Source organism: Blautia sp. NSJ-140, from assembly GCF_022868965.1.
Taxonomy (GTDB): domain Bacteria; phylum Bacillota; class Clostridia; order Lachnospirales; family Lachnospiraceae; genus Blautia_A.
In genome coordinates this window covers 307,354-332,564 of sequence record NZ_JALIFS010000002.1, presented here as the reverse complement: position 1 = coordinate 332,564, position 25,211 = coordinate 307,354, and the positions used below count along the sequence as shown (strand labels likewise).

The following is a 25,211-nucleotide window of genomic DNA, read 5'->3' as shown; positions in this document are numbered from 1 at the left end:
TTTAAGCGGCGCAAGCCGCATAAGCAGGGTTTGGGGAAGGCACTCCCCAACAAGATTCCCGCAGGGGCAAAATGAGCGAAAAGCGAATTTTGGTACTGCGGTAGAATCTTGCTCTGAAAAACTCCGGCGTTCCCCGGCTCCCGTCCTTTCCGCTAACAAAACGTTTCAAAAGGGCTTTGCTACCCGCTATTCCGGCTTATCTTGAAAATTTTCCTTTCACTACCTACAACACCACGCAAAGCAAAATGGACGGAGATTTTTAGAATTTCCCCTCTATTCCCTACAACACCACGCAAGCCGGAATAGGCGGACAATGGCAGTATTTTTTTCTTTGATACCCTCTACGGATAAGTAAGGGATTTTGCCAACTGCGGCGGCTATTTTCCCTTTTGTTTTTTCATACTGGGGATTTTCAAAAATGCCAAACAGGAACGAAAAAAAGCAGCAAATCTGTTGAATAGATTTACTGCTTTCTGGTTGCCGGCGAAGCGGCGGTTATTCAGTTGTAGGCGGTAGGGCTATCTCCCAAAGCGGAACTTGAAAATAGCTGTGAGAAGCGTCTGGGTGATGTAGTCCTCTGTATCTTGGTCTACCCGTCCATTCACACGGGCGGCACATTGTATGCGGCGGCGGTAATACTGCAATACAGTTCCCACCGCTTCCGGCTCCCCGCTGGCGGCTTGGACGATTGTTTCATAGGGGAGAAGCCTATTATTTCTCATATGCCATTCCCTCCATTTCCGCTTGGAGCTGCCGTAGGGCTTTTCGGATATGGTAGCCCGCTGTGCTGCGGCTGCGCCCGTACTGTCTGCCAATTTCGTGCTGTGGAATACGCTTGAAAAAGGACAGGTAAATCATTTCCCGCTCCCGTTCGTCCAGCCGTGACAGGGCTTCCGCAAGTAAACCGCTGCTGAAAATGACCGTATCGCCGCAAAGGGTAAGTATGTATTCCTCGTCCGGCTCCGGGGCTTGGAAATATTCATCTGTCGTGCCTAAAGGGTAGTGCTTTTCGTCTGTGAGGTATTCAAGGGATATTTCTCTTTTGTGCTTCCTGCTCCGTGTCCTCGCTGCGTTGATCGTTGCATTTCGGATAACGACTTTGCAAAAGGCATGGAAAGTGTACTCGATATGTTCCCGATATTCTTCTGTACAGGTCATGGAAAATCCCCCTTTCCTCCCAAAAGGGCTGTGGCTGGTTAGTAGTTGCTTTTTATGATAGTAAGGGGCGGCAGCACTTTAGGCTGTCGCTCCTTGACTGCCTAACTGCAAAACCGGGCGGGGCTGTCAACGGCGGGCGAAGCCCGTTCATCTTGACCGTTGACTGGCTCGGCCGGGTTTGCTATTTATCCGGCAAACTTGAATTTATTTTAAGCTATCACGTTTTACCTTTTTAAGCCTTACTATCATTACCATAGGAATTTCTTTATTGTTTTTGAAACATTCTTCATAAAATCCATCAATGACAAATCCAGCTCTGAAACAAAGGTTAAAAATATCTTGTATGGAACGATGATAATAAATCTGCTCCTCCGGCTGCCCTTCGATCGCTATATCATAGTAACTGTGCGGTGTCATATATTTTTCAGTCAATGTGATAAAACAAGGGTGCTGCGTTGCAAAGACAAAAATCCCGTTTTCCTCCAATAGTTCATAAACAGCCATAAAAAGCGGTTCAATATCCGTAATATCCATAATTGCCATATTAGAAACTGCTTTCGTAAAGGCTCGATTTCTTTTTAATCCTAATAAGCTTTCTCTATTGGTCGCATCCGCTACGCAAAACTCAATTTGTTTTGCATATTGTGATCGCCGTCTTTTAGCCAATTCTATCATTTTTTTGCTGTAATCAAAAGCGACGACCGAAGCGCCTCTCTGTGCAAGATACGAAGAATAATTTCCATTGCCGCACGCAATATCCAAAATGTAATCCGAAGGATCAGGAGAGAGAAGTTCCGTTACTTTGGGACGTACTACCTCTCTGTGAAATTCATTGGATTCGTCACCCATTGCATCATCCCAAAATTGTGCGTTTTTCTCCCAGATCTTTTTGCTTTCCTCTGTTCCCATGTTCTCTCCCACTCCCAAAATTTGCCTTTTTGCTTCCATTAAATCTTCCTTACTATATTCCATTGTTACCCTCCATAACTTCTGATTGTTGCCGTCTTGACTATTATGTATCTTTTCTTTCCAAAATGGTATAGGCTTTTATTTTTATAATGCTGCAAAACTTTTCTTCTGTAAGGTATTCAAAGGATATTTCCCTTTGCCGCCGCTATTGGAAAGCCAAAAGCAGCGGCTTTTTTACGCGATATGACCGAAAAGACTAGAAAGCAGGATATGTCATCATTTGTCATTTCTTCTCAATGTAATAACTGCATGGCATATCAAGCCAAATACAAGAGAAAAACAGCCACCGCCAAATAGTGATGCTCCCCACCCTGCACCCGACATTGTCATAAAACCGCCAACAAAGAAAATACCAATGCCAAGAAATATCCCGACACCATAAAAAAGTCCAATTGCCATATCATACTTATTAAATTGTCGTTTCTCTTTTTTTCACATGTTTCCATTTTTGTTATTACCTCCTTCGCAAAATCGTCCATGTGGACTCCAAAAAGAAAACAAATTTTTTTCAACGTATTTAAATCGGGTTCATTAACATCTCTCTCCCAATTCGATAGCGCCTGCCGGGTAACATTCAATTTCCCAGCCAGTTCTTCCTGTGTCATTCCCGATTGTGTTCGCAGATGACGTATTTGCTTTCCTGTTGTAATATCCGTCTGTTTCTGGTTCAAAATGGTTCCTCCTCTCTGATGCTGATTTTATCAATGATATTTCGCAATAGCCAGCAATGAACGTTTGCATTGCGCAAGATGTTACATTATCTTCTGAAACATATGCCGGATCTTGTCTAAACGGCTGTTCGGGCGGCGTGGCTGAAACACAGGCTCGCCGGAAGTTTCCTGATACCCTTTTAATTCTGTAATGCAGACACTTCTTCCATTTGTATAAAAATTCAAATCATTTCTATATTCACCAATACAACGGGCAGGGATTTCCCCCTTAAAAATAACTTCATCTTTTTCAAGTCTGGTTGATTCAATGATTGCGCAATACTTTGGTGCGTCATTATAAGCCCGTGAAAGATATTCCTGCGGTGCAAAAAGGGTAAAGGAAAGGTATGGTTCCAACAGTTGTGTTCCTGCTTTTTTCAATGCCTGCTCCAACACGACAGGCGCAAGAAAACGAAAATCAGCGGGGGTGCTGACCGGGCTGTAATAAACTCCATAATCAAAACAAATTTGGCAGTCTGTCACTCCCCAGCCATATAAGCCCTGCTCCATTCCATAACGCACACCCTCCATGACGGCATTTTGAAAACTTTGGTTTAAATAGCCGAGAGATACCTCGCTTTTATATTGTGTTCCGCTTCCAACAGGAAGCGGTGTTACAGTCAAACCAATAGATGCCCAAAACGGATTCGGCGGCACTTCAATATGAATCGTGTAGCTCGCTTTTTTTTGCGGTCTTTCCAGATAAATAACCGAAGGCTCTTTCATAGCCACGCCCACATGATATTTTTCTTCTAATAGCGAACAAATAACTTCTAACTGTACTTTTCCCAAAAAAGATAATATAATCTCATGTGTAACAGTATCAATGTCAAAATGCAAAAGAGGGTCTGTATCAGCAATCTCTGTGAGGGCATTTAACAGGGCTTCCCTTTGCTCCGGCTTTTGCGGCTCTACCGTTGTCCGAAGTAATGGCATGGGATTATCAATCCGTGTTTTGTGAGGCAGGAGTTTTTCATTTCCCAGAATGTCGTTCAGTTTCAAAGTATCATCAGCTAAAATAACAATTTCTCCCGGACAGGCATGGTCAACCGGGACGATTTCACCATTTGACGGAATACACATTTCTGTAATCTTTATTTTTTCCTTTTTTGACAGCAGCAGGGTATCCCGTAAATGGAGCGTCCCATGATACAGGCGTAAATAAGAAAGCCGTTTTTTCCGCTCTGTATACTCAACCTTAAAAACATATCCACATAATTCAGACTGAATATCGTCTGTTTCTGTAATGAAAGTTTCTGTAATCGCTTCAATCAGTTTTTCTGTTCCTAAATTGTCTTTTGCACTCCCATGATAAACAGGAAACAAAGAGCAGCATCTGGTTCTTTTGCACTTTTCATATTGTAATTCCTGTATATCCAAAGAATCCTCTGCAACATATCGTTCTAATAGTTCATCGCTTCCGGAAATAATCATATCCCATTTGTCCAAATCAGAAATATCGGTCATGGTTATCTTTGGCGACAGGGAAACCTCCTGCATGACAATCATATCACTGGTAAGTTTATCTTTAATGCTTTGGTAAACACGCCGCAGGTCGATCCCATTTTGGTCTATCTTATTTATAAAGATAATTGTCGGAATGTCCATTTTCTGAAGCGCATGGAATAATATACGGGTTTGTGCCTGTACGCCGTCTTTTGCCGAAATGACTAAAACAGCTCCGTCAAGGACAGATAAAGAGCGGTATGCTTCGGTTAAAAAATCCATATGACCGGGAGTGTCCACGATATTGATTTTATAATCATTCCAGCAAAAAGAAGTAACCGCTGTCTGAATGGTAATTCCGCGCTGCCGTTCCAAAATCATAGTGTCTGTTCTTGTAGTTCCTTTATCCACGTTTCCTTGTTCCGCAATCGCTCCACTGGTGTACAGCAGGCTTTCCGTCAATGTTGTTTTTCCTGCGTCTACATGGGCGAGAATTCCAATATTGATTATTTTCATGTGATTGTCCTCCTTTTACAGCCCCAAAAGGGCATAAAAATCCCCAGCAGTAAAATACTTTTACCACTGGGGATTATAATTTGCGGACATACACATATACAGCATACACCTGTTTGTGATTGCTGTTTTTCGGATATGTCAAAATTGATAAGGCAAAAGTATTTTTAAATTGGGTACAAAAAACCAAGCCCCCACAAAAGGGACTATCATAATCCTTTGTTCCCACTATTTGATTATAGTTTTATTTAAGAATACCTTGCCGCATATTTTTTACTCCTTTTTTGGAATGATGCTATTATATCACATTAGTTTTAGGAAAGAAAGTACCTAAAAGAAATTTTTCTTCCCCTTATATGTAACAATCATACCGACTTTCTGGCGTTCAGAATGGTTTCTGCTGTCTGCTGTGGTGTTTGGTTGGAATTGTCCAGCCAAAAGCCGATCCGTGGTGTTGTCTGCATAAATGTATCGTATAAGGTTTCAACCGTAAAGCCGGAATAGCCTGTTTTCTCCCTGTATCGTTCCCTTCCTTTTATTGTTTCCACATCTGGACAAAGAACGACAACCTCAACAGGGTATTTATGCGGCACAAAAAATATGTACATGTAACTAATTCAACACATTTATAATTTGAATAGGGACATTATAGCATTTACTAAATACAAATTCAATGTATACGGAAATAAAGATATAAGGAGTGGGAAGGATTCCGCCGTAGTCGGCATTGTAGGAAAATCCAAAAGTTTAGATTTTCCCACAATGCTTATCTTTTGGTCTTTGGTTCGGAATAGTGTAGTGCTGGCGGTCTATCTCTTGTTTTCGGTTGCTTGCTTCCTTACCGTACATGAGCATTTGCACCCGGATTGTCCGTTCCATATCCTTCCAGCAGATTGATCACTCCCCAGGCTGCAAGTCCGGCTCCGATCGCACAAACCAATGTTTTTAAGGTCGTAATTGCCGTTGTAAAAAATGCCATAAGTGTACCTTTGGAAAACTTACATTTTCCAGTCCTTTCTTAGATTTTTTCCAGAAAGGGAAGAAAACACTATATAAACCCTGCCTTTTGTGCTACACTACGCTTTTATGTTCTTTACTTCCCTGGTATTCTCATGCAGACAGTCAAGTACATACTCTATGTGGCTTTCTTCCAGCAACAATAATCTGCTTTTTACGAACTGATATGGGTATTTCACTCCACTGATCGTAATATTCTCCCGTTCTATGCTGATTGTTTCCACAATTAGTGCCACAATTTCATCCAACTGTTGCTGTTCCCCCAGTCTGCATCGTTGTACAAGACAGTCATATTCAATATTTCTTTTTACAAGTGCAGTATTCATCTGGAATAACTCCATCTCTTCCATCAAATCCATTGACTGCTGTTCGGAAGAATCTGAAAGATTGATAAGATCAGTATTACTTCTGTCAGTATTACTAATATCAGTATAATTATAATTAGTATTATTAGGGTCGGTTTTTCCGACTTCTGTAGTTCTGATTTTTCGACCACGATAAGTCGTATTTTCCGACCTCTTGAAGTCGGTTTTTCCGACCCCTTGAAGTCGATTTTTCCGACCACGATAAGTCGATTTTTCCGACTCCGATAAGTCGACTTCTTCGACCTCTCGATTTTGTTGAATACTCTCTTCGGATTCATCATTGTTTTTAACATCTTTTGATGTCCTTAAAATAAAGTTCTTTACATAAATAATATCCGGTTTACCAAATCCTTGTTTGACTCTTTCAATTAATCCGATTCCCTTTTTGGTATCCAGTTCTGCAAGCGTTTTCATTGCTTTATCTCTTCCACAATTCATATACTGAATAACCTGTTCAACAGTAAAAATAATATAAACCTTGCCCTCTTCATCAAACCACTGATGTCTGATAGATAAAGCCATTCTGTCCAGCATCAGCCCATAAAGAACCTTTGCATCGCTGGACAGATTACGGAAATATTCATCTGTGAATAATACTTTGGGAATACGGTAAAAAGCAAACTGTTCCGATTCATAATCGTGAAAATAACCAAACTCTATTTTTGTGCTTTCGGATTTTGCCATTTTGCTTTCCCTCCTTCCCTCGTTATTGGCTTTTCTTCCAGTTATCAAGCAGTTCATAGATAACCTGTTCAATCTGTTCTCTGTTATATTCCTTTGGAAAATACTTTCGTATTTTCTTTTCAGTTAAAGTAACTTTTCCTGTCTCTGTTTTCTTTTCATTCAGAATAAGCTGTACCGCTAATTCTGTCAGATTACCTTCATCGCTGTATTGCTTCAGTTTTGTTGCCATTGAACCTGTAACAGAGCTTGCTCCAGACACTATGCAGTCTTTCACCCAAATCTGCTCCGTTTCTGATAAATAGGTTAATGAAACACCTACTGTAAAATTAATCTTTCCTTCATCCAACAATTTCAGCAATTCCGGAATAAGACAGGTCAAGCGTATATAACGCTGAACGGTTCTTCCACTGTCACCGGCAGCCTGTCCAACCAGATCTGCACTGTCAACAGAAGCTGCGTTTTCGTCTTTTATGCCCTGATGTTTTACTGCATCCATCTTCATCTTATAAGCATATGCCTTTTCGCTTGGAAGCAAATTTTCTCTCTGTATATTAGAATCCACCATAACGATTACGGCTTCATCATCGGTATAGTTCCGTATGAGTACTGGCATTTTACTTTTTCCAGCCAGTTCGCAACCACGTTTTCTCCTGTGACCAGCAATCAGTTCATATCCTCCCTCTGCGCGAGGACGTACCAATGCAGGATTTAAGATGCCATAATTCTTGATACTTTCTACTGTTTCAGCCATTTTTTCATCATCATTTACATGAAATGGATGATTTCTAAAAGGATGTAACTCATTTAATGGCACTTCAACAATCTGATTAAGAGTATTCTGTTCAGCTTCATTGATTCCAAGCAATTCATCATAAGAAGTAAGCTGAATTTCTTTCTTAGGTTTACGCATGATTCAGCACCTCCTGGACAAGTGCTTGATAACTGTACGCACCTTTTCCTTTTGCATCGTAAGAAAAAATACTGACACCTTCTGATGCAGTTTCGGCAAGAGCTTCTGTTCTTGGAATTGTCTGATCAAAAATTATAATCTCTGCTCCATAAGCATCTCGTACTGCCTGCTTATTTCTCTTTGAATTATTATAATGACTGCTGTCCATTGTAAACAGAATCCCTTCAATCTGTAAATCAGGATTAAATCTCTGATGAATGCCTTTCACAACTTTCAGTAATTCCATGAGGCCATCTGCCGCATAGTATTGAGGCTGCACCGGAATCAAAACGCTATCAGCTGCACTTAACGCATTAATTGTCATCATTCCCAACGAGGGCATACAATCAATCAGGATATAGTCATAATCATTTTCCAAAAGTTCCAGATATTCTTTTAAGACTTTTTCTCTGTCCTCTACCGTAAATAATGACATGTCCATTCCCGAAAGAAGTTTATTAGATGGAATTACATCTATTCCTTCCTCATGGTGTAAAATTGCTTCCCTGGGATCAAATTCTAATCCCATAATGATATTTTCCATCATTGTTTTCAATGTTACCCTTAAGTTCTTTGGAAAACCAAGTCCCATTGTCAAATGTCCCTGTGGATCAGCATCTATCAGCATTACACGTTTTCCAACCTTAGACAGTCCTACTCCAAGATTAATAGTGGTTGTAGTCTTTGCTACTCCACCTTTTTGATTTGCGATTGCGATTATTTTGCACATGATATAATTCTCCTGTTTTTCTACTATTTTTTATTTACATTACTTTTTTCAATTTCAGCATAAGCTCTATAATATTTGCTCGTCCCTTTATTGGAATAAAGTTCCGATAATTCCATAACTTCAATTTTAGGATGACGCTGCAGGATTTTCTGAAACCATGCAATATCATTTTTTGTTCCCATCAGTCTCACTTTCAGCATTAATCTATTCCTCCAAGCATGGCATGTAACTTTTGATTGTACACTACATATTCCGGATAACGGATCTGTACTGCCTGCCAAAAATATGGTGCATATGCACAGCAGAAGATATCCTCTACTGTATACTGTCTGCACTCGTTTACCTGTTCCTCTGCATCTTCATAATCCCAAACGCTTGGCGTGCTGTTACAGTACAGATTAAATGCCATCCTCACTACTTTTAAGCTACCGCTTGTCTGCCATCCTTCATGTAAACATTTCGTTTTAACAGACCCCGTTTTAAAATTATAAATTCTGTCAGCATTTTTTCTGGTATCTCCATTAATACCCAGACAATAACACAATGCCTTATGGTACACATCCTGATACCGTACTTCTTGTAATTTTTCATAGTAGAATTTTTCATGTGCATCACTGATAAAAATAATGTTTTCTGCTCCTAACGCTGTACTTTTCATTTTGAACCTCCTTGAAATAAAAAAGGACCTTACCAATTGTTCTACCAATTAATAAGGTCATACTATATGTTACTTTTCTAAATTCGTGCTAGGGATTCCTCTTTAGTAAAAACTTAGTAAAACATCCCTACTGGTTCAAAAATATACTGTAAAATCAAGGTTTTTCAGAATTTTGCTAAGGTAGTGCCGTGGCAGATGAATAATACTTTTATCATTGTTGCATAACCTCGCATTTCTTAGTTTTTCTTGGTATTTCGGGCTTTGTGAGCCTTTGTAAATTTTTGCTTTCTGGCATAACCTGGTTTATTTTCGCATAATATCGTCCGCAAAAGGTGTAAAATAAGGTGTATGTTTTTCTATTTTACACCTTGCTATTTTCAATTAAAAATCGTAATTACACAACCTGAATCCGGGCAACTTCTTCCCTGGCATCCTCAAGATTTACATACGTATATGTATTCAGCGTTACGCTGATGTCTGAGTGCCCCATCAAATATTGCAATGCTTTTGGATTCATTCCGGATTTTGCCATATTTGAGCAATAGGTATGCCGACATACATGTGGATGTGTCAAGTATAGGATAAAAAAAATTTTATTTTTTTCTGCCGAAGACTATCTGACGCTTCCATCAGGTAGTCCCAGTACCTTTATTATCTTCTGATAAGTCATTCTTGTCCTGCTCAAGTTACCTCTGTTCCGAAAAAATATCGTCAAAATTCCATTCGATTTCAATTTCATCATGACTATGAACACGGATCACTTTGATAATCTCACGCAGCTTCTCTGTATCGAACTTCTGAATTCCCAAGAAATCTTTTAGTTTTATTTTATCAGAAAGTTCATTTTGTTCAAGAAGCTTTTTGCTATTCTCCGCATCTTCTATCTTTCGTTTTATTTCATCCAGCTGTACACTTATCTTTCCAGCTCTCTGCTTATACGAATCACGATCTATACGACCATCTTTGTAATCATCATAGAATTTCATCTTTTCCGAGGTCAACTGTCGGCTCTGTTTTTGCAATTCTGCGGTATTGATCTCTTTGTAGTCGCATTGCCTGTTGCTTTCCTCCGGATTTATGGTTAGTATTGGCTCCGCAGATATAAAAGAATGTGCCATTTCTTTCTCTGGACAACGTCATGCGGTTGCCACAGCCTCCGCACCATATCTTTCCTGTATAGAAATTATGGTTTCTAATAGCCCCATTGTTCTGCTGATGTTTCTTCTTATAAGCTTCCGTATATTCCTGGATTTTAGATTGTACCTGTTGAAACAACTCTCTATCTATAATCCCTTCATGCGTGTTCTCCACATGCACCCAATCACTCTCTGGTCGATTTCTCTGTTTATTTCCCTGGAAAACACTTTGCTGATATTTTCCAAATACAGAATCACCTGTGCAATGAACATCCTGAAGTACTCGCTTCACTTCATAATTGTTCCAGGGTTTTGACTCCGGAAGCGGCTTTTCACCGGTTTTATAGAATTTTCTCTGTAAAGTCGGCGATAAAACTCCATCTTTATTGAGCTGTCTTGCAATATCACTATAGTTCCTGCCATTCATATACATAGAAAATATACTTTTCAGATGGTCTGCAGCTTCTTCATCAACAATCAACTGATGATGGTCTTCTTCTGACTTTCTATAACCATACGGTTCCCAGGCACTTGTAAATTTCCCCTCTTTCCAAAGTGCTTTTTTTGCGCTGCTGCTCTTCTTGGCAAGGTCTTTCGAATAGAACTCATTGATAATATTCTTCAGTGGAACTGTAAGATCCACACCCTCTCTGAAGGAATCGAAATCATCTGTCACAGCCAGGAATCTTACATGGAAAAACGGGAATACTCGTTCAATATAATTGCTGGTTTCGACATAATTTCTTCCAAGTCTGGACAAATCTTTTACAATAACACAATTGATTTTTCCATGCTTGATATCTTCCATCATCTGTACAAATCCAGGACGGTCAAAATTTGTACCTGAATAGTCTGAGTCCCTATAAACTTCCGCAACCGAAATATCTTCCGTATCTGCTACAAAGTTTTTCATCAATTCCACCTGGGTTTCTATCGTTCCTCTTTCCAATGTTTCTTCTGTTTCCATTGAAATTCTGGCATACAATCCTGCCCGGAATGGTCTTCTCACCTCTGTCTGGACGGTTGCACTGCCGACTACTTCCGGAATGTTTTTCCTACTCTTTCGTGCCATTTTATACAACCTCCTTTACCTTGACCTGCAGATTATTATCATCATCTATTACCGTATCAACTCCCATAGCCGGTAATTGATTCAGCAATGTCTGATAACAATCATCAAAATCAAAAGTGATCTCTATATTCTTTTTATCATATACTCTGATTTTCCTGATCAGTTCTACCACCACTGTGCGGGACAGTTCTTCAATATCCTGATATTTCACAAAATAATCCAGCCAGGTATTGGCATTGTCTGCTTTTTCCAGCTCACTATCCATTTCTTTCTGGATTGCACGGAGACTCTCTTCCACATTTCTAAGCCTCTTTCCATAGGCTGCATGAAGCTCTACATAGTCTTCTTTTGATACAATGCCCTCTTTCATATCCGAATAGAGCATCATCCGTAACTCCTTACAACGTTCTGTCTCCTGTTTTTTCTTCTCCAGCCTGTCCTGCAGCTTCTTCATATTGATCTCCTGAAATGGCACAGTACCAATAAATTCCAGGACTCTTTTCAGGTGCAGGATATTCTGGATATGCTGTTTCAGCATCACCAGTACGGCATCTTCCAGATCCTTTTCCGGTATTCTATGACTAGAACAGCGTTTTGTTTCTTTATTTGCGGAACATAGATAATAAGCATATTTTTTCCCTGCCACAGTAGAAACCTTTCTTGTCATAGGTGCACCACAATCCGCACATACAGCAATTCCGGATAACAGATATACTTGCTTTTGGTCAGGCAAAGTACGTGTATCCATGCCCAGAAGTCTCTGAACAATTTCAAAATCACGGTCACTCACCAATGGCTCATGATTTTTCTCAATCCGGATCCAGTCATCTTCCGGTTTCACATAAGTCTGCTTCACTTTATGGTTCGGTGTCGTCCTTTTTCCCTGCACAAGGTTTCCGATATAAACCTCGTTTTCCAGTATCCTGCGGACGGTAACGGAACTCCAAAGTGCCTGTTCTTTCTGCTGGAAGCCTGTTTCATAATGACTACCACTGCTGATTTTATACTCAAATGGGGAAAGAATACCCAGTTCATTTAAACGATTAGCAATCGCATCCTGACTCATTCCCTGCAGCTTCATCTTAAAAATATCCTGTACTACACTGCCTGCAGATGGATCAATCTCTAATTTATGCTTATCTGTCTTTGTCTTCCTGTATCCAAAAGCTACAAACGGAGTCACGCATTCGCCTTTTTTCCTCTTAATCTCAAGATTACTCCTGATCTTAATAGAAATGTCACGGCAATAAGCATCATTGATTAAATTCTTAAATGGGATAATAATTTCGTCTGCCTGATTCTTTCCCTTGAGACTGTCATAATTGTCATTGATGGCAATAAAACGCACACCAAGAGCCGGGAATAATCTCTCGATATACTTCCCGGAATCAATATATTCCCTTCCAAATCGTGATAAATCTTTTACCACTACGCAATCTACAATTCCACGCCGGATATCTTCCAGCATTGCCTGGAATGCAGGACGATCAAAATCAGAGCCTGAGTAGCCATCATCAACTCGGACTGAAACAACTTCTATATCTTTTTTGTCTTTCAGGAAATCCAGAATCAAAGCTTTCTGGTTAGAAATGCTGTTACTTTCCAGTTTTGCTGAACTGGAAATATCGCCATCTTCTTTAGATAATCTGACATAGATGGCGGCATGATAGATTTTATTGATATTCTGATACATATCTTACCTCCTTTTATTACGTCAGAAAATCCATGTAATAAAAGGGGGCTGCATAATTTGTCCTTACCGACATTCTAACACAGTCCCCTCAATCTTGCCAGTACTTTTTCAGACACTCAGAAGCATATTCTCAAATGCCTGCTCCATAGATATACCGTTATTGGCAAATCTGACTTTTACTTTCATATTGCCGATCCGGACCAAATATGGATTTCCTACTTTATTCAGAAAAATATCTCTCCGTTCCTGAAGCGATTTATTTCTGTCTGCTTTTATCATCCGTAGATCAGTCATTTCATTGATATCTACATCACTGAAATCCTGCTCCAGATAGTTTCTGTATTCCTCTGCCGTCATGCCCTTCTCCTTCCATTCCCATCTGAATCTGTACTGCTTTCAGTACCCGATCCAGGCTCCACTTGTTCACTCTTCCGCATTTCTCAATAATACATTTCGTAGAAATGCTCATAACCTGTTCAGCCAGTGCCAGGCTTCCTTTTCGGATTCCCGTCATATCATATTTGCTGATAAATACATGTGTTGGCAAATACCGTTTCTTATAAATTCTTGATGTCAGCGGAACTACCGTTATGACTGAACTGTATGTATTGGCTTTATTATTACTCACTACGATCACCGGTCTTACTCCACCCTGAACAGATGTTGTAGGAAACATACCGAGATCTGCCCATAAAATATCTCCTCTGCGGATTGTCATTTGTCCTCTCTCCAATCTATTATTTTTATTTGTAAAGCATCCATAGCGCTATATTGGCTCCACAGGAATACGGCAGAGTTTCTTTCCCATAAGGAAAGCTCTGCCGCATAACCTCTATAGCCAATTTGATTATTAAACAGTGCTCGCTCGATTCTATTTATCCTCGATACCCCGAATCGTTACTCCCGCATATGAGGAAGGGAATAATAACCTGCCCGGATGCATACTCCGGACCACAACCCGGAAACTCTCGTTTCTAGGCTCCAGCAGTTCATAGGTTTACCAGTTACAGACTTCTCAGGATCTGCAAGTGTATCGCATCTCATACATATCATCGCATCACCAGCCTGCTAGCCGGCTTCGGTCAGTGCTTTTTCGCAGCATTACAGACTGAACTAAAAATCTTTGTTTTGTCTTATAATCCTATAGCGGCATCTTCCTCGTGCTCTTTGCATGAAATGTCACGTCAGTTATTATTGGATATTCAGTTATCATGGTTCATTTTAGGAAGTCCTTTAACTTCCTCTAATTACTAAAGTCAAATGACTTTGGCAGATGCAAAAGATTTTGAAAAATTTTTTAAAAAAATTTATTCATATACATTTCACGCATCTTATTAAGAGTGGATTTCAGCTTGTATGACAGCATCTGTCTGGAAATCCCCATAATTTCCGCCATCTGTGTCTGTGTCTTGTTTTCAAAGAAAATGCCATAAATAATCATGCGTTCCTCTGAGTTCAGTTGATTGATCACTGTGTGAATATCCTGCTGTTCCATTTTTGTCAGTACACAGTGCTCCACATCACAGTTCAGATCTGGAAAATCCTCAATCATGAAGCCTTCTCCATCAATGGACTGACCGCTGTAAGGTACTTCTCTCAGCATCTTATCCACAACCTCACCCAGTTCATTCTTAATCTCAACTTTTTTTTGCCTTGCTGCTTCTGTAAAAATTGTTCATCGCATACGCAACTTCTTTTGTAATCTCGATCATTTCTCCATCAATATTTGCGTAGTACTTTCCTTCATAAAAATATGGGTGTTCAATATACATATCCGTTCCTCCTGAATTTGAAATCTTGTTGCTCGTTTCAAATCCAGAAGGCGGACCTCTGTTTAGGATCATGCCTGCTCCACCTTTATCCTGCCGGGACATCCCCGCAGTTATTGGCCGAGAAATTCAGGCACGAAAAAAAGCCCCAGTAGTTTTTTTCCTAACTACTGAGGCTTTTGTCTCTTTCTTGTATTCAGTTATCTATGCCTTCTTTCATCAGCATAATCATTGTATCAGGATAAAGTTCACAAAGTATCCGCAATACGTTCCCATAAGTTCATGTCATTATTGAAATCGTACATATTTCAGTATAAAAAGTTCACTATTCAAATTCTGATTATTATTTCTCCATATACTCTTCTGCCATATGTACTGCCATAGCACCATCTGCCACTGCTGTTACTATCTGACGAAGTAACTTTGTTCTGACATCTCCTACAGCATAAACACCCGGAATACTCGTTTCAGTGTTTTCACCTGCCACAATATATCCTTTATTATCCAGTTCTATCTGATTATCTAAAAAATCTGTTGTCGGTTTTCTTCCTATACTCACAAACAGGCCGTCACATTCTATAATGTTTTCTTCTCCTGTAACTGTATCTTTCAACCGCACACCAGTCAATCGTTCTCCATAAATCAGTTCATTTACTGTATTGTTCCATCGAAACTCTATATTTTCAGTTTTCATCAGCTGGTCATGGTAGATTTTCGTTGCACGTAATGTATCTCTTCGATGAACAATGATGACTTTCTTAGCAATTCGACTTAAAAGAACAGCATCTGATACAGCAGAATTTCCACCACCAACAACCACCACGATCTTATCTTTATAAAACATACCATCACAGGAGGCACAATAAGCAACCCCATGACCTATCAATTCTTTTTCTTTAGCGAGACCAAGTTCTCTTGGATTTGCTCCAGTAGCAATCACTACTGTTTTCCCAATATAAATTCCCGAACTAGTTTCTACTCTCTTAAGCTTTCCTGTTAAATCCATATTAAAAACTTCAGCATATTCACTTTTAGCGCCAAATTTTTCCGCCTGTTTTTGCATTTTCTCTGCCAATGAAAATCCGTCAATTCCATTTTCAAAACCAGGATAGTTATCAATCTGCCAGGTCAATGACATCTGACCACCTGCAGATAATTTTTCTAAAACAATTGTATCAAATCCTGCTCTGGCTGCGTATAATGCTGAAGTATACCCTCCAGGTCCTCCCCCCACGATAATCATATCGTAAACATGATTTTCATTCATACAGCAGTCCTCCTTTTATTTTTCCAATGCTTCATTAATAAAATTCTCTATCATTATTTTTGATTCAGGTGCAACAATAGAATCTATTGCCTTTCCATTTCGATATAAAACCAGCGTAGGAATCACCTCAATCTTTTCAGCTTCTGCAATCTGTGGTTCTTCATCAATATTCACTTTTCCAGCAATAAGAATATCGCTGTATTCTTCACTTATTTTTTCATAAGCCGCTCCAATTCTACGGCAATAACCACACCAAGGTGCCCAGAAATCAACCAAAACCGGTTTTTCCTTATGAATTAATTGTCCAAACTTTTCTTTATTTATATTTATAGATGTCATATTTTTCAACTCCTTCTCCTATTTGAACTTAATATACCCCAAATAAGTGCTTGCTTCCGTGATGATATCACAGAAAAGATAATTTACTTTATTACACTTCTTTTTATTTCTATTTATGGCATATGCCAGTTATATAATTGACGCATCTAAAAAAAGCAAGTATACTATGTTCGTAAAGGAGATAACGGTTATGAACTTCGAAAATTGTTTTCCACTATGGAATGACTTAAATACAGCACAGAAAAAAATAATTTCAGACAATTTAATCACACAGTATGTAAAAAAAGGGACAATCATTCACAATGGAAACCTGGATTGTACTGGATTATTACTGGTTAAATCCGGGCAGCTTCGAACTTACATACTTTCAGATGAAGGACGGGAGATTACACTTTACCGTCTGTTCGATATGGATATGTGTCTTTTATCCGCCTCATGTATCATGCGGTCTATTCAATTTGAAGTAACCATTGAAGCAGAAAAAGATACGGATCTTTGGATCATCCCTGCTGAAATCTATAAGGGCATCATGAAAGAATCTGCTCCTGTCGCAAATTATACCAATGAGTTAATGGCTACCCGTTTTTCTGATGTCATGTGGCTGATTGAACAGATTATGTGGAAGAGTTTGGATAAGCGTGTTGCTTCATTTCTTTTAGAAGAAACATCCATTGAAGGAACAAATGAACTGAAAATCACTCACGAAACTATCGCAAACCATCTTGGTTCCCACAGGGAGGTTATCACTCGAATGCTTCGATACTTTCAAGGCGAGGGTCTCGTCAAACTCTCCCGTGGCAAAATCACAATCCTTGATCCAAAAAGACTGGAAACACTCCAAAGGTCATAAAATTGTTTTTCTGTAACATATAAAGAAGAATCCTCCATTTATCAGAATTATGAAAGTCATTCTAATAAATGGGGGATCTTTTTATATTACGAGAAAATTATAAAAATATTATGATTATTTTTAATAATCCATACCACATGCATATGCCTTTTCAATCAGCGCACGGTCATTGACAACTGCATCATAGAAGCGGAATCCGCCGGAGAAGTTGTATGTTTCATATCCATTTCCTTCCAGAATACGACTGGCAATATAACTTCGCAGCCCACTCTGGCATATCAGGTAAACAGGCTTTCCCTTCTCAACTTCATTGATACGTTCCCTCAGTTCATCTACAGGAATGTTTTTAAATCCATTAATATGGCCCCTGCTAAATTCACCTACTGTTCTCACATCCAGCAACACAGCATTTTTATCTTTAGAAATCTTATCCATATCTTCCAAATGCCATTGTTTTAAGGTTCCTTTTGCTATATTGTCTATCATGAATCCGGCCATATTTACAGGATCCTTTGCAGAGGAATATGGCGGTGCATATGCGAGATCCAAATCTTTCAACTGGGTTGCCTTCAGTCCTGCATGAATTGCTGTTGCCAGCACATCAATACGTTTATCAACACCTTCATATCCAATAATCTGAGCACCAAGCAAACGATAAGTCTCTTTTTCAAAAACCACCTTCATGGTCATCACTTTTCCACCAGGATAGTAACCGGCATGACTCATAGGAGAAAGAATTACTGTATCTACCTCTAATCCTGACTTTTTGGCATTGGTTTCATTGATACCTGTAGTAGCTGCTGTCATATCAAATACTTTGATAACGGAGCTTCCCTGACTGCCCAGGTAACGACTATCACCGCCACAAATATTATCAGCGATGATTCTGCCCTGTTTATTGGCTGGTCCTGCCAAAGAAATCAGCGCATCATTACCCGTAACATAATGTTTTACCTGAACTGCATCACCTGCAGCATAAATATCCGGTACAGAGGTTTCCATTCTGTCATTCACTACAATACTTTCCTTGATGCCAAGTTCCAGACCGGCTTCTTTTGCTAATACTGTGTCTGGTGTGACTCCGATTGCCAGAACTACCATATCAGCCTGAAGGGATGGATTATCTTTCAACAGGACCTCCACTCCGTTGTCTTTTTCTTTAAATCCTTCTACTGTATAGCCCAGTACCAGTTTTATCCCATGCTTTCTCATTTCATTATGGATCATGGATGCCATATCCGGGTCAAAAGGGTTCATCAGCTGCTTAGGCCTCTGGACAATCGTAACATCCATGCCAAGCTCCCTCAAATTTTCTGCCAGTTCCAGACCAATAAAACCGCCACCTGCCAATACAGCCGATTTTGGATGATTCTTATTTATATATTCCTTTATCCGAAAAGTGTCTTCTACAGTACGAAGTGTAAAAAGTTTATCAATACCTACTCCGGGAAGTCTCGGCTGTGTTGGCTTTGCACCTGGAGAGAGGATCAGCTTATCATATTTTTCTTCAAATATCTCACCATTCTCTAAATTTTTCACTGAAACCGTTTTACGTTCCGGATGTATGGAGATAACTTCATGATGAATTTTCATGTTAATACGGAAGCGTTTAAAAAAACTCTCTGGTGTCTGTAGTGTAAGTTCTTCCGGGTCTGTGATCACGTCTCCAATATAATATGGAAGTCCACAATTTGCATAGGATATGTATCCGGATCTTTCAAACACAGTAATTTCAGCATGTTCATTCAGTCTGCGTATTCTTGCTGCAGCTGTAGCTCCTCCGGCTACACCTCCTACAATTATTACCTTCATCTTATTTTTCCACCTTTCCTGAGTAAGCTGCAATGCCACCGATATTATTTACTTTAGAATATCCCATTCGTTGCAGTATCCCAGCTGCCTGGCGGCTTCGTGAACCTGAATAACAGTATACAAACAGTGGGATATCCTTATTCTTCGCTACAGAAGCAATATTGTCAAGTTGCTGCAACGGCACATTTTTACTTTCTGGTATATGTCCTTCCTGATATTCCTGCGGTGTACGTACATCCAGCAGAACTGCATCATCAGTCCTTTTATATTCTTCTATGCCTTGATTAATATTCGACTGTTTAAAGAGATCAAAAAATCCCATTAGCACACCTCCCTAAAGCATTTCTAAAATCGCATTCTTAGGTCTCGCCCCTGAAACCTGCTGTACAATCTTCCCATTCTTCATAACCACTAAAGTCGGAATGCTCATAATACTGAACTTATTTGCCAGTTCAGGCTCTTCATCTACATTAATCTTTCCAACTTTAATATCTCTACGCTCACTTGCAATCTCCTCTACAATAGGTACTACCATGCGGCAAGGTGCACACCAAGATGCCCAAAAATCTAAAAGAACGGGTTTATCGGAATTCAGTACTTCGTTCTGAAAATTATTTTTATTGATATTAATAGCAGACATTTTATAGTCCTCCTTATCTTTTTCTTTTTGTAGATTTATTATAGTCTTAATTTCATTTATTTTCCGTGATTACATCACCATACCTCATTAACTTAACTTCTTGCCATACCATCTACACTTAATATAACACCTGTAATGTAACTCGCCTCATCTGAAGCAAGAAACACAAACGCATTGGCAATATCTTCTGGCTGTCCAAGACGACGCAATGGAATTCTTTCAATCATAGGTTCGATAACTTCCTTTGGCACGGCCTTCATCATATCAGTTTCTGTAATCCCAGGTGCAACAGCATTAACACGAATACCTTTAGGTCCTAGTTCTCTTGCCAATGAAACAGTTAATCCGTTTACTGCAAACTTCGATGCCGGATAAGCAAACCCACTTGGCTGTCCCGAAATACTCACCATGGAAGAAGTTGAGAGAATGACCCCCTTGCCTCTTGCCACCATACATTCTGCTGCTACACGAGTAGTATTAAATACTCCTTTTACATTTAGATTCATGACTTTATCGAAAGTCTCCTCTGTATAATCCATAAATGAGGTGTTTTCTGAAATCCCTGCATTATTTACCAGTATGTCGACACATCCATATTTTTCAGTTGCCTCTTTAAAAGCCTTTCTGACAGACTCCATGCTTGCCAGATTTGGACTAATTCCAGCAACTATTGCATTGGGATATTTTTCTTTTAATTTATCTACAGCAACATCTGCCGATTCCTGTGAACTTGCTGCCAACACAACTGAAGCACCTTCCTTCAAGAATTTATCAGCTGTAGCAAATCCTATACCACGGCTTCCACCCGTAATGATTGCAACTTTATCTTTTAATCTCATTTAGACTACCTCCTTACTTAGTTTCTAGCTACATTATAAGCAAAAGGTAGATTATTTTCTGTGATATCATCACAAAATATCGCAATAAAAAACCCTGTTGCTCACACAACAGGGTTTTGATTTATCCATCCATATTTAACACAAGATTAGGCTTCTATTCAACTTCTGAAAACTGATCTTTTCCAACATTACATAATGGGCATTCAAAATCTTCCGGAACATCCTCCCACTTTGTTCCTGGTGCAATACCACCTTCAGGATAACCTTCCTCTTCATCATATTCCCATCCGCAAACGTCACATACATATTTCATTAGTTTGTTCCTCCTTATAAATATATTAATACACAGCATATATTACTGTTGTATTTGTGTTGTTCTGTAACCTTAATATGTATAAATGCTTTTAGCATTTCCATAATCCATGCAGGTTACAATATGCATATACTTCTTCTATCTGTTCACCATCGCAAAGACAAAAATCTGCTACCGGCTCCTGCCCTGGATTTAACTGTTTTCTGTATATTCCCTGGTTTGTATTTAATGTAATCCACTCAATAAAATGCTCTTCAAGCATTGGATGTTTTGTCTCTCCGACCACGACATGAACATGACTGCCTTCTACCGTATATACAGGTACATGCTTCTCGACAGCAGCATCTGTCACTCCGGCTTTTAATTCCTGCATAGGTTCTCCGCAACACATTACTGGTACGCCTTGATCCTTTACCATTTCAATAATGTTTCCACAATGATTGCATACAGAATATTTTACTTCCATCTTTTTTATCTTCCTATGTTTAAAATTTAAAATCCAATTGTTTCTATAACTTTTTTCAAAGCATCCGCCGATTCTTAAACTTTAATGCTTCTTTACCAACTGATGCAGAACCAACAAAGCCACAGCCTATCATTACTGCTTTTTTTAATAATCACTTTCTTCTTTGTAATAATCTCCTTCTCTTTAATAGTTCTCTTCACGTATTTCGAAATAACTCTGTGGATGGTTACATACTGGACATATCTCAGGTGCCTTTGTTCCTACCACAACATGTCCACAGTTACGGCATTCCCATACCTTAACTTCACTCTTTTCAAACACCTGTGCAGTTTCAATATTCTTAAGAAGTGCACGATATCTCTCTTCGTGGTGCTTCTCAATCTGTTTATTGTCAATAAATAATAGTAATAATTACTATTATTACAATAATTAATATTACTGATTACCTTTTATTTAAAATAATCATTCAATCATCATTTTTTCCGTTCAAAAACATATTCTGCATCTGATGATAAATCAGAGCGGAATGAATAGCCTAGTCTATCAAATTTCTTAATATCCTCAGGATTTTCAATTCTGTTTTCAGCCATGAACCTAACCATTTCACCACGGGCCATCTTAGCATATGTACCTTTTGTCACCAGTTTATCTCCTGATAACTCACAAAATGTAATCGTAATGTATCTATCCTGTCGTGTCAGATATTTTTCTATGCACTTAGAGTATTCTTTCGATGCCAGATTGATTATAATCCTGCTGTTATCAATCACTGAGCGGTATAATAAATCTCCCCAGTACTCATACAGATTTTTTGTTTCTCCTATTCCAACCTTCGCCTGCATTTCCAAACGATAAGGCGTCACACCATCCCTTGGTTTTAACACACCATAAAATGCAGATATTATTCTCAAATGATTTTGTACATACTCGAACTGACTGTCCTCTAACACGGATGGAGCCATATATTGAAAAGCAATTCCTTCATATGATAAGACAGCTGGGGTAAGTAAATGATAAAGATCCATGTTTTCCAATCTATTGAAGTTCTGTTCTGTAATTTTGTCATTACATTTCCAAATAGTCTTCAGTTCTTCTTTTGACTTACTTTTCAACCAATTTTGTATCTCTGTCGTCTTTTCAATAAATTCAGGCAATCCATCCGGCGCTATGCTGTCAGTATCTGTAATCATCTTTTTAGCAGGGGATAATATTATCTTCATTAATCTAATTCCTTGAGCATATTTTCAGGATCATCTGCAGCCTTGACTTTATCATTTGCCTTTATAATAATCCCCTGTTCATCAATAAGATATGTGGTTCTTACTACTCCCATAGAGACTTTGCCATAATTTTTCTTTTCTTTCCATACATCATATGCTTCAATAACTTTCCGCTCTGGATCTGCTAAAAGTGTAAATGTCAATCCATATTTTTCCTCAAATCTCTTATGAGAGGATACAGAATCCTTACTGACTCCAAGAATAACTGCTCCTTTTTCGGTAAACTGAGGGTATCGCTCAGAAAACCCACATGCCTGTTTCGTGCATCCCGCTGTATTATCCTTGGGATAGAAATATAAGATCACTTTTTTTCCTGTATAATCCGATAATCTATGTATTTTCCCATTTTGATCTGGCAACTCAAAATCCGGTGCCTTAACCCCTACTTCCAACATTATTTATCCCTCCCTTTCTGTATCTTTCTCTTTATTCGCCTTTTTTTTCCTATTCCTGGTAATCATTTTATGACCTGTATATATCGCCATTACCATACATAACATAGAACTTAAAGCAAAGTATTTGTGACTTGATTTTTGCTTTTTATATCCAGTGTAAAAAGTCCCAAGCATTGTGATCAATGCTCCTACTGACCAATATTTATGTGCTTTCATGTAATTCCTCCATTTTTTCAGTGTATTCAATTCTAATTATACGCTACCATATTCCTATGTCAATTTGATAATAGAGCATTCCTATAAATTTTTTCAAAATATCATTGTCAAAACTATGTATTGTTATCCTTTAATTTTTCTTTGAAATAATTGACAAAAAGCTTGCTTTCAGGAGATTACTATTTAATCTCTTTTCCATCTATATATAGTTGAAATTTATCAGGATTATTGACAACATCATAGTCCTTTCCGTATTCTACAGGTCTATATTCGGCTGTCATTACCGATTCCCCGTCTTCAATATCCTCTTTCCATAAATAGATGTTCATATCAATGCTCGTCGCATATCCTCTGTCTGTGGAGAATTTTGTCGAATGAAAAGAGACTTTACAACTTAAAATCGGATAAAAAGGACAACAAAAAAGAAGAGCTGCTTACTCTTCCCATATAGTAGTAGTAAAATAATATGTCATGCCAGCGCAATATATTACCTAGAATATCGCTATAACAGGAAAGGGGCTGCATTGTGACAGCCCCTAGTTTACTTCATCACGTTGTCTACATTCTGAGTGAACTCGTTCCCTGGTTTATTTTAGCATCGATCTGGATTTTGTTTCATAAAGATAAATTTTGCCACAGAGCGGTCGTATGTTTTAATGTGTCCAAACAGCCAGTCGATTACATTTTTCTGTACAAGTTCACTGAACCGATCTGTTGGTCCTTCATACTCCTGAAGGTATTCATGCAGTTCCTGAATTGTCTTTTTAAACTCTTCATGTTTTTCATGATGGTTTTCACGCTCTGGATAACCGGATTTTTCCTGAAGCTTTTCCTCTTCTTTGAAATGAAAGTCAGTATATTCATCCAGATAATCCAGCATTTTGATTGCTTTTACTTTGCTGTCGCCATTTTGACAGGCAGTTACAAAGTTCTGGATACGGTCGATCAATTCTTTATGCTGGGTATCAATTGTTTCATTTCCTGTTACTAAATTGTCATCAAAGGTAATGTTTAAATCGTAAGTCATAATTTGACCTCCATTTCTTTTATATGTTCTCTTAGGATCTTTTAATGTCTGGCAGTTTCGTACCTGCATTTTCTGCTTAGTCTTCTACAGGAACGAAAACATCTTTTCCTAATCCGCAGATTGGGCATGTCCAGTCATCTGGAATATCCTCAAATGCAGTTTCTGGCTCGATACCAGCGTCTGGATCTCCTACTGTCGGATCATAAATATATCCACATGGTTCACATTCATATTTTATCATAGTCATTTTCCCTTTTCAATGTCGATTTATTTTTGTTACCAAGTTCCTAACAATTTTTCTAACACTTTGTTTCTTGTATATCTGTATTATATATGATAATTATTCTTTTGTCAATAATAGTAATTATTATCATTTTTACACTTAGCATAAACTGATATTTGAATTGCACATTTACATATTGTATATATCATGGGAATAGTTGAATAAAAAAATGAACTCTATTCATTAAAGACAGAGTTGCTGGAAATTATTTCTCTACAACAACTTTCTTCGTCTTTAAGTCCTTGAAACACAATACTTTCCAATCAGATTCATCCAACTGTTATATTTATTCTTTTCACACACTTTTCGGCAAATTTCATTTTCCATCAATACACAGAACATCTTATCATAATCAAATGCCCAAACAGCACCATTCACATGGTTTTCCACTGCTTTCTGATCTATGTTCTTTAAACGTGTGACCATTTTTTCAATTTCTCCATTTCTCAAGTTACCGATATTTTTGCAGATAAACCGAAAGAAATTCAACGTTGCATATTCGTCATGCCAATGGAACTCTTCTGGATTGTTTTTAATTTTACTGACTCGCTGCTGTTCTTTGATTATCTGATCAGCTACACCTTTCATCGAATCTTCGTATCTCATATTACTCAC

At 38.6% G+C, this 25,211-nt stretch carries 33 protein-coding genes and 3 pseudogenes; 1 reads left to right on the top strand and 35 read right to left on the bottom strand.

The genetic code is table 11. From position 1 onward, the window contains the following. Nucleotides 1–518: 518 nt before the first annotated feature. The 21 genes and pseudogenes from MUB50_RS04105 to MUB50_RS04010 form a co-directional block, all read right to left on the bottom strand. Nucleotides 519–722, bottom strand: coding sequence for a helix-turn-helix domain-containing protein (locus MUB50_RS04105; protein ID WP_002602095.1), 204 nt, complete (start codon nucleotides 720–722; stop codon nucleotides 519–521). Then, nucleotides 712–1,158, bottom strand: coding sequence for an RNA polymerase sigma factor (locus MUB50_RS04100; protein WP_002602096.1), 447 nt, complete (start codon nucleotides 1,156–1,158; stop codon nucleotides 712–714). Before MUB50_RS04100 ends, MUB50_RS04105 begins: the two co-directional genes overlap by 11 nt. A 204-nt stretch (nucleotides 1,159–1,362) precedes the next feature. Beyond that, a complete protein-coding gene (locus tag MUB50_RS04095) occupies nucleotides 1,363–2,130 on the bottom strand; it encodes a class I SAM-dependent methyltransferase (protein WP_002602097.1) in 768 nt (255 codons plus the stop codon). Nucleotides 2,131–2,343: 213 nt separating this feature from the next. Continuing rightward, nucleotides 2,344–2,798, bottom strand: a pseudogene (locus tag MUB50_RS04090) (helix-turn-helix domain-containing protein). Nucleotides 2,799–2,879: 81 nt separating this feature from the next. Then, a complete protein-coding gene (tet(32), locus tag MUB50_RS04085) occupies nucleotides 2,880–4,799 on the bottom strand; it encodes a tetracycline resistance ribosomal protection protein Tet(32) (protein ID WP_002602099.1) in 1,920 nt (639 codons plus the stop codon). Nucleotides 4,800–5,634: 835 nt separating this feature from the next. Continuing rightward, nucleotides 5,635–5,775: a Maff2 family mobile element protein gene (locus tag MUB50_RS04080; RefSeq protein ID WP_092070311.1), complete on the bottom strand. Its 141-nt coding sequence runs from the start codon at nucleotides 5,773–5,775 to the stop codon at nucleotides 5,635–5,637. Between the two features lie 97 nt (nucleotides 5,776–5,872). Further along, nucleotides 5,873–6,862 (bottom strand): replication initiator protein A, encoded by a 990-nt coding sequence (locus MUB50_RS04075; RefSeq protein ID WP_244802511.1) that lies wholly within the window; start codon nucleotides 6,860–6,862, stop codon nucleotides 5,873–5,875. A 22-nt stretch (nucleotides 6,863–6,884) separates the two neighbouring features. Continuing rightward, nucleotides 6,885–7,772, bottom strand: coding sequence for a ParB/RepB/Spo0J family partition protein (locus MUB50_RS04070; RefSeq protein ID WP_059085507.1), 888 nt, complete (start codon nucleotides 7,770–7,772; stop codon nucleotides 6,885–6,887). Further along, nucleotides 7,765–8,541 carry a ParA family protein gene (locus MUB50_RS04065; RefSeq protein WP_005426615.1) on the bottom strand — a complete coding sequence of 259 codons (777 nt, stop codon included), beginning with the start codon at nucleotides 8,539–8,541 and terminating at the stop codon, nucleotides 7,765–7,767. Before MUB50_RS04065 ends, MUB50_RS04070 begins: the two co-directional genes overlap by 8 nt. 23 nt (nucleotides 8,542–8,564) lie before the next feature. After that, entirely contained in the window at nucleotides 8,565–8,741 is a 177-nt protein-coding gene (locus MUB50_RS04060; protein ID WP_005426617.1) for a hypothetical protein, read from the bottom strand. Next, nucleotides 8,741–9,199, bottom strand: coding sequence for a DUF6075 family protein (locus MUB50_RS04055; RefSeq protein WP_015541251.1), 459 nt, complete (start codon nucleotides 9,197–9,199; stop codon nucleotides 8,741–8,743). Before MUB50_RS04055 ends, MUB50_RS04060 begins: the two co-directional genes overlap by 1 nt. A gap of 394 nt (nucleotides 9,200–9,593) precedes the next feature. After that, nucleotides 9,594–9,764, bottom strand: a pseudogene (locus tag MUB50_RS04050) (tyrosine-type recombinase/integrase); the annotation flags it as partial. A gap of 121 nt (nucleotides 9,765–9,885) precedes the next feature. Next, nucleotides 9,886–10,185, bottom strand: a complete 300-nt coding sequence (locus MUB50_RS04045; protein WP_244802510.1) for a hypothetical protein — start codon at nucleotides 10,183–10,185, stop codon at nucleotides 9,886–9,888. After that, the gene (locus MUB50_RS04040; RefSeq protein ID WP_244802509.1) at nucleotides 10,172–11,407 is read right to left on the bottom strand and encodes a recombinase family protein; all 1,236 of its coding nucleotides are present in this window, start codon (nucleotides 11,405–11,407) and stop codon (nucleotides 10,172–10,174) included. Before MUB50_RS04040 ends, MUB50_RS04045 begins: the two co-directional genes overlap by 14 nt. Before the next feature lies 1 nt (nucleotide 11,408). Further along, nucleotides 11,409–13,100: a recombinase family protein gene (locus MUB50_RS04035; RefSeq protein ID WP_244802508.1), complete on the bottom strand. Its 1,692-nt coding sequence runs from the start codon at nucleotides 13,098–13,100 to the stop codon at nucleotides 11,409–11,411. A gap of 108 nt (nucleotides 13,101–13,208) precedes the next feature. Next, the gene (locus tag MUB50_RS04030; RefSeq protein WP_015568866.1) at nucleotides 13,209–13,457 is read right to left on the bottom strand and encodes a DUF6870 family protein; all 249 of its coding nucleotides are present in this window, start codon (nucleotides 13,455–13,457) and stop codon (nucleotides 13,209–13,211) included. Next, nucleotides 13,411–13,818, bottom strand: coding sequence for a type II toxin-antitoxin system PemK/MazF family toxin (locus MUB50_RS04025; protein WP_055039877.1), 408 nt, complete (start codon nucleotides 13,816–13,818; stop codon nucleotides 13,411–13,413). Before MUB50_RS04025 ends, MUB50_RS04030 begins: the two co-directional genes overlap by 47 nt. Nucleotides 13,819–14,397: 579 nt before the next feature. Further along, nucleotides 14,398–14,703 (bottom strand): sigma-70 family RNA polymerase sigma factor, encoded by a 306-nt coding sequence (locus tag MUB50_RS04020; protein WP_244802507.1) that lies wholly within the window; start codon nucleotides 14,701–14,703, stop codon nucleotides 14,398–14,400. Between the two features lie 34 nt (nucleotides 14,704–14,737). After that, on the bottom strand, nucleotides 14,738–14,872 hold the full coding sequence (locus tag MUB50_RS16935; RefSeq protein WP_280520127.1) for a hypothetical protein: 135 nt from the start codon (nucleotides 14,870–14,872) through the stop codon (nucleotides 14,738–14,740). A gap of 340 nt (nucleotides 14,873–15,212) precedes the next feature. Beyond that, nucleotides 15,213–16,136 (bottom strand): thioredoxin-disulfide reductase, encoded by a 924-nt coding sequence (trxB, locus tag MUB50_RS04015; protein WP_244802506.1) that lies wholly within the window; start codon nucleotides 16,134–16,136, stop codon nucleotides 15,213–15,215. Nucleotides 16,137–16,151: 15 nt separating this feature from the next. Next, on the bottom strand, nucleotides 16,152–16,475 hold the full coding sequence (locus tag MUB50_RS04010) for a thioredoxin family protein (RefSeq protein ID WP_055057012.1): 324 nt from the start codon (nucleotides 16,473–16,475) through the stop codon (nucleotides 16,152–16,154). Nucleotides 16,476–16,641: 166 nt separating this feature from the next. On the opposite strand from MUB50_RS04010, the gene MUB50_RS04005 reads away from it, so the two are divergent. Continuing rightward, nucleotides 16,642–17,325, top strand: a complete 684-nt coding sequence (locus MUB50_RS04005; protein ID WP_044924567.1) for a Crp/Fnr family transcriptional regulator — start codon at nucleotides 16,642–16,644, stop codon at nucleotides 17,323–17,325. Nucleotides 17,326–17,445: 120 nt separating this feature from the next. Here the strand turns inward: MUB50_RS04005 and MUB50_RS04000 are convergent, their stop codons facing one another. From MUB50_RS04000 to MUB50_RS03935, 14 genes and pseudogenes are all read right to left on the bottom strand, one after another. Continuing rightward, complete coding sequence (locus MUB50_RS04000) at nucleotides 17,446–19,137, bottom strand: FAD-dependent oxidoreductase (RefSeq protein WP_118252844.1); 1,692 nt, start codon at nucleotides 19,135–19,137, stop codon at nucleotides 17,446–17,448. A 1-nt stretch (nucleotide 19,138) separates the two neighbouring features. Next, nucleotides 19,139–19,459, bottom strand: a complete 321-nt coding sequence (locus tag MUB50_RS03995; protein WP_138277334.1) for a rhodanese-like domain-containing protein — start codon at nucleotides 19,457–19,459, stop codon at nucleotides 19,139–19,141. Nucleotides 19,460–19,471: 12 nt separating this feature from the next. Next, nucleotides 19,472–19,777 carry a thioredoxin gene (trxA, locus tag MUB50_RS03990; RefSeq protein ID WP_005421612.1) on the bottom strand — a complete coding sequence of 102 codons (306 nt, stop codon included), beginning with the start codon at nucleotides 19,775–19,777 and terminating at the stop codon, nucleotides 19,472–19,474. Nucleotides 19,778–19,869: 92 nt separating this feature from the next. Next, complete coding sequence (locus MUB50_RS03985) at nucleotides 19,870–20,616, bottom strand: SDR family NAD(P)-dependent oxidoreductase (RefSeq protein WP_138277333.1); 747 nt, start codon at nucleotides 20,614–20,616, stop codon at nucleotides 19,870–19,872. A 154-nt stretch (nucleotides 20,617–20,770) separates the two neighbouring features. Further along, a complete protein-coding gene (locus MUB50_RS03980) occupies nucleotides 20,771–20,929 on the bottom strand; it encodes a rubredoxin (RefSeq protein ID WP_005339874.1) in 159 nt (52 codons plus the stop codon). A 91-nt stretch (nucleotides 20,930–21,020) separates the two neighbouring features. Next, nucleotides 21,021–21,395: a desulfoferrodoxin family protein gene (locus MUB50_RS03975; RefSeq protein ID WP_244802505.1), complete on the bottom strand. Its 375-nt coding sequence runs from the start codon at nucleotides 21,393–21,395 to the stop codon at nucleotides 21,021–21,023. A gap of 183 nt (nucleotides 21,396–21,578) precedes the next feature. Further along, nucleotides 21,579–21,779: pseudogene (locus MUB50_RS03970) on the bottom strand (rubrerythrin family protein); the annotation flags it as partial. An 89-nt stretch (nucleotides 21,780–21,868) separates the two neighbouring features. Continuing rightward, nucleotides 21,869–22,615: a peroxide stress protein YaaA gene (yaaA, locus tag MUB50_RS03965; protein WP_244802504.1), complete on the bottom strand. Its 747-nt coding sequence runs from the start codon at nucleotides 22,613–22,615 to the stop codon at nucleotides 21,869–21,871. Next, entirely contained in the window at nucleotides 22,615–23,070 is a 456-nt protein-coding gene (gene bcp / locus MUB50_RS03960) for a thioredoxin-dependent thiol peroxidase (protein WP_005421605.1), read from the bottom strand. Before bcp ends, yaaA begins: the two co-directional genes overlap by 1 nt. A gap of 3 nt (nucleotides 23,071–23,073) precedes the next feature. Further along, complete coding sequence (locus MUB50_RS03955; protein ID WP_015541210.1) at nucleotides 23,074–23,286, bottom strand: DUF6219 family protein; 213 nt, start codon at nucleotides 23,284–23,286, stop codon at nucleotides 23,074–23,076. A 179-nt stretch (nucleotides 23,287–23,465) separates the two neighbouring features. Beyond that, on the bottom strand, nucleotides 23,466–23,615 hold the full coding sequence (locus MUB50_RS03950) for a hypothetical protein (RefSeq protein ID WP_015524977.1): 150 nt from the start codon (nucleotides 23,613–23,615) through the stop codon (nucleotides 23,466–23,468). 263 nt (nucleotides 23,616–23,878) lie between these two features. Further along, nucleotides 23,879–24,313 carry a bacteriohemerythrin gene (locus MUB50_RS03945; protein ID WP_044924563.1) on the bottom strand — a complete coding sequence of 145 codons (435 nt, stop codon included), beginning with the start codon at nucleotides 24,311–24,313 and terminating at the stop codon, nucleotides 23,879–23,881. A 76-nt stretch (nucleotides 24,314–24,389) separates the two neighbouring features. Then, a complete protein-coding gene (gene rd, locus MUB50_RS03940) occupies nucleotides 24,390–24,554 on the bottom strand; it encodes a rubredoxin (RefSeq protein ID WP_118513885.1) in 165 nt (54 codons plus the stop codon). A gap of 276 nt (nucleotides 24,555–24,830) precedes the next feature. After that, a complete protein-coding gene (locus MUB50_RS03935; protein WP_118050740.1) occupies nucleotides 24,831–25,202 on the bottom strand; it encodes a hypothetical protein in 372 nt (123 codons plus the stop codon). Between the last annotated feature and the right edge of the window lie 9 nt (nucleotides 25,203–25,211).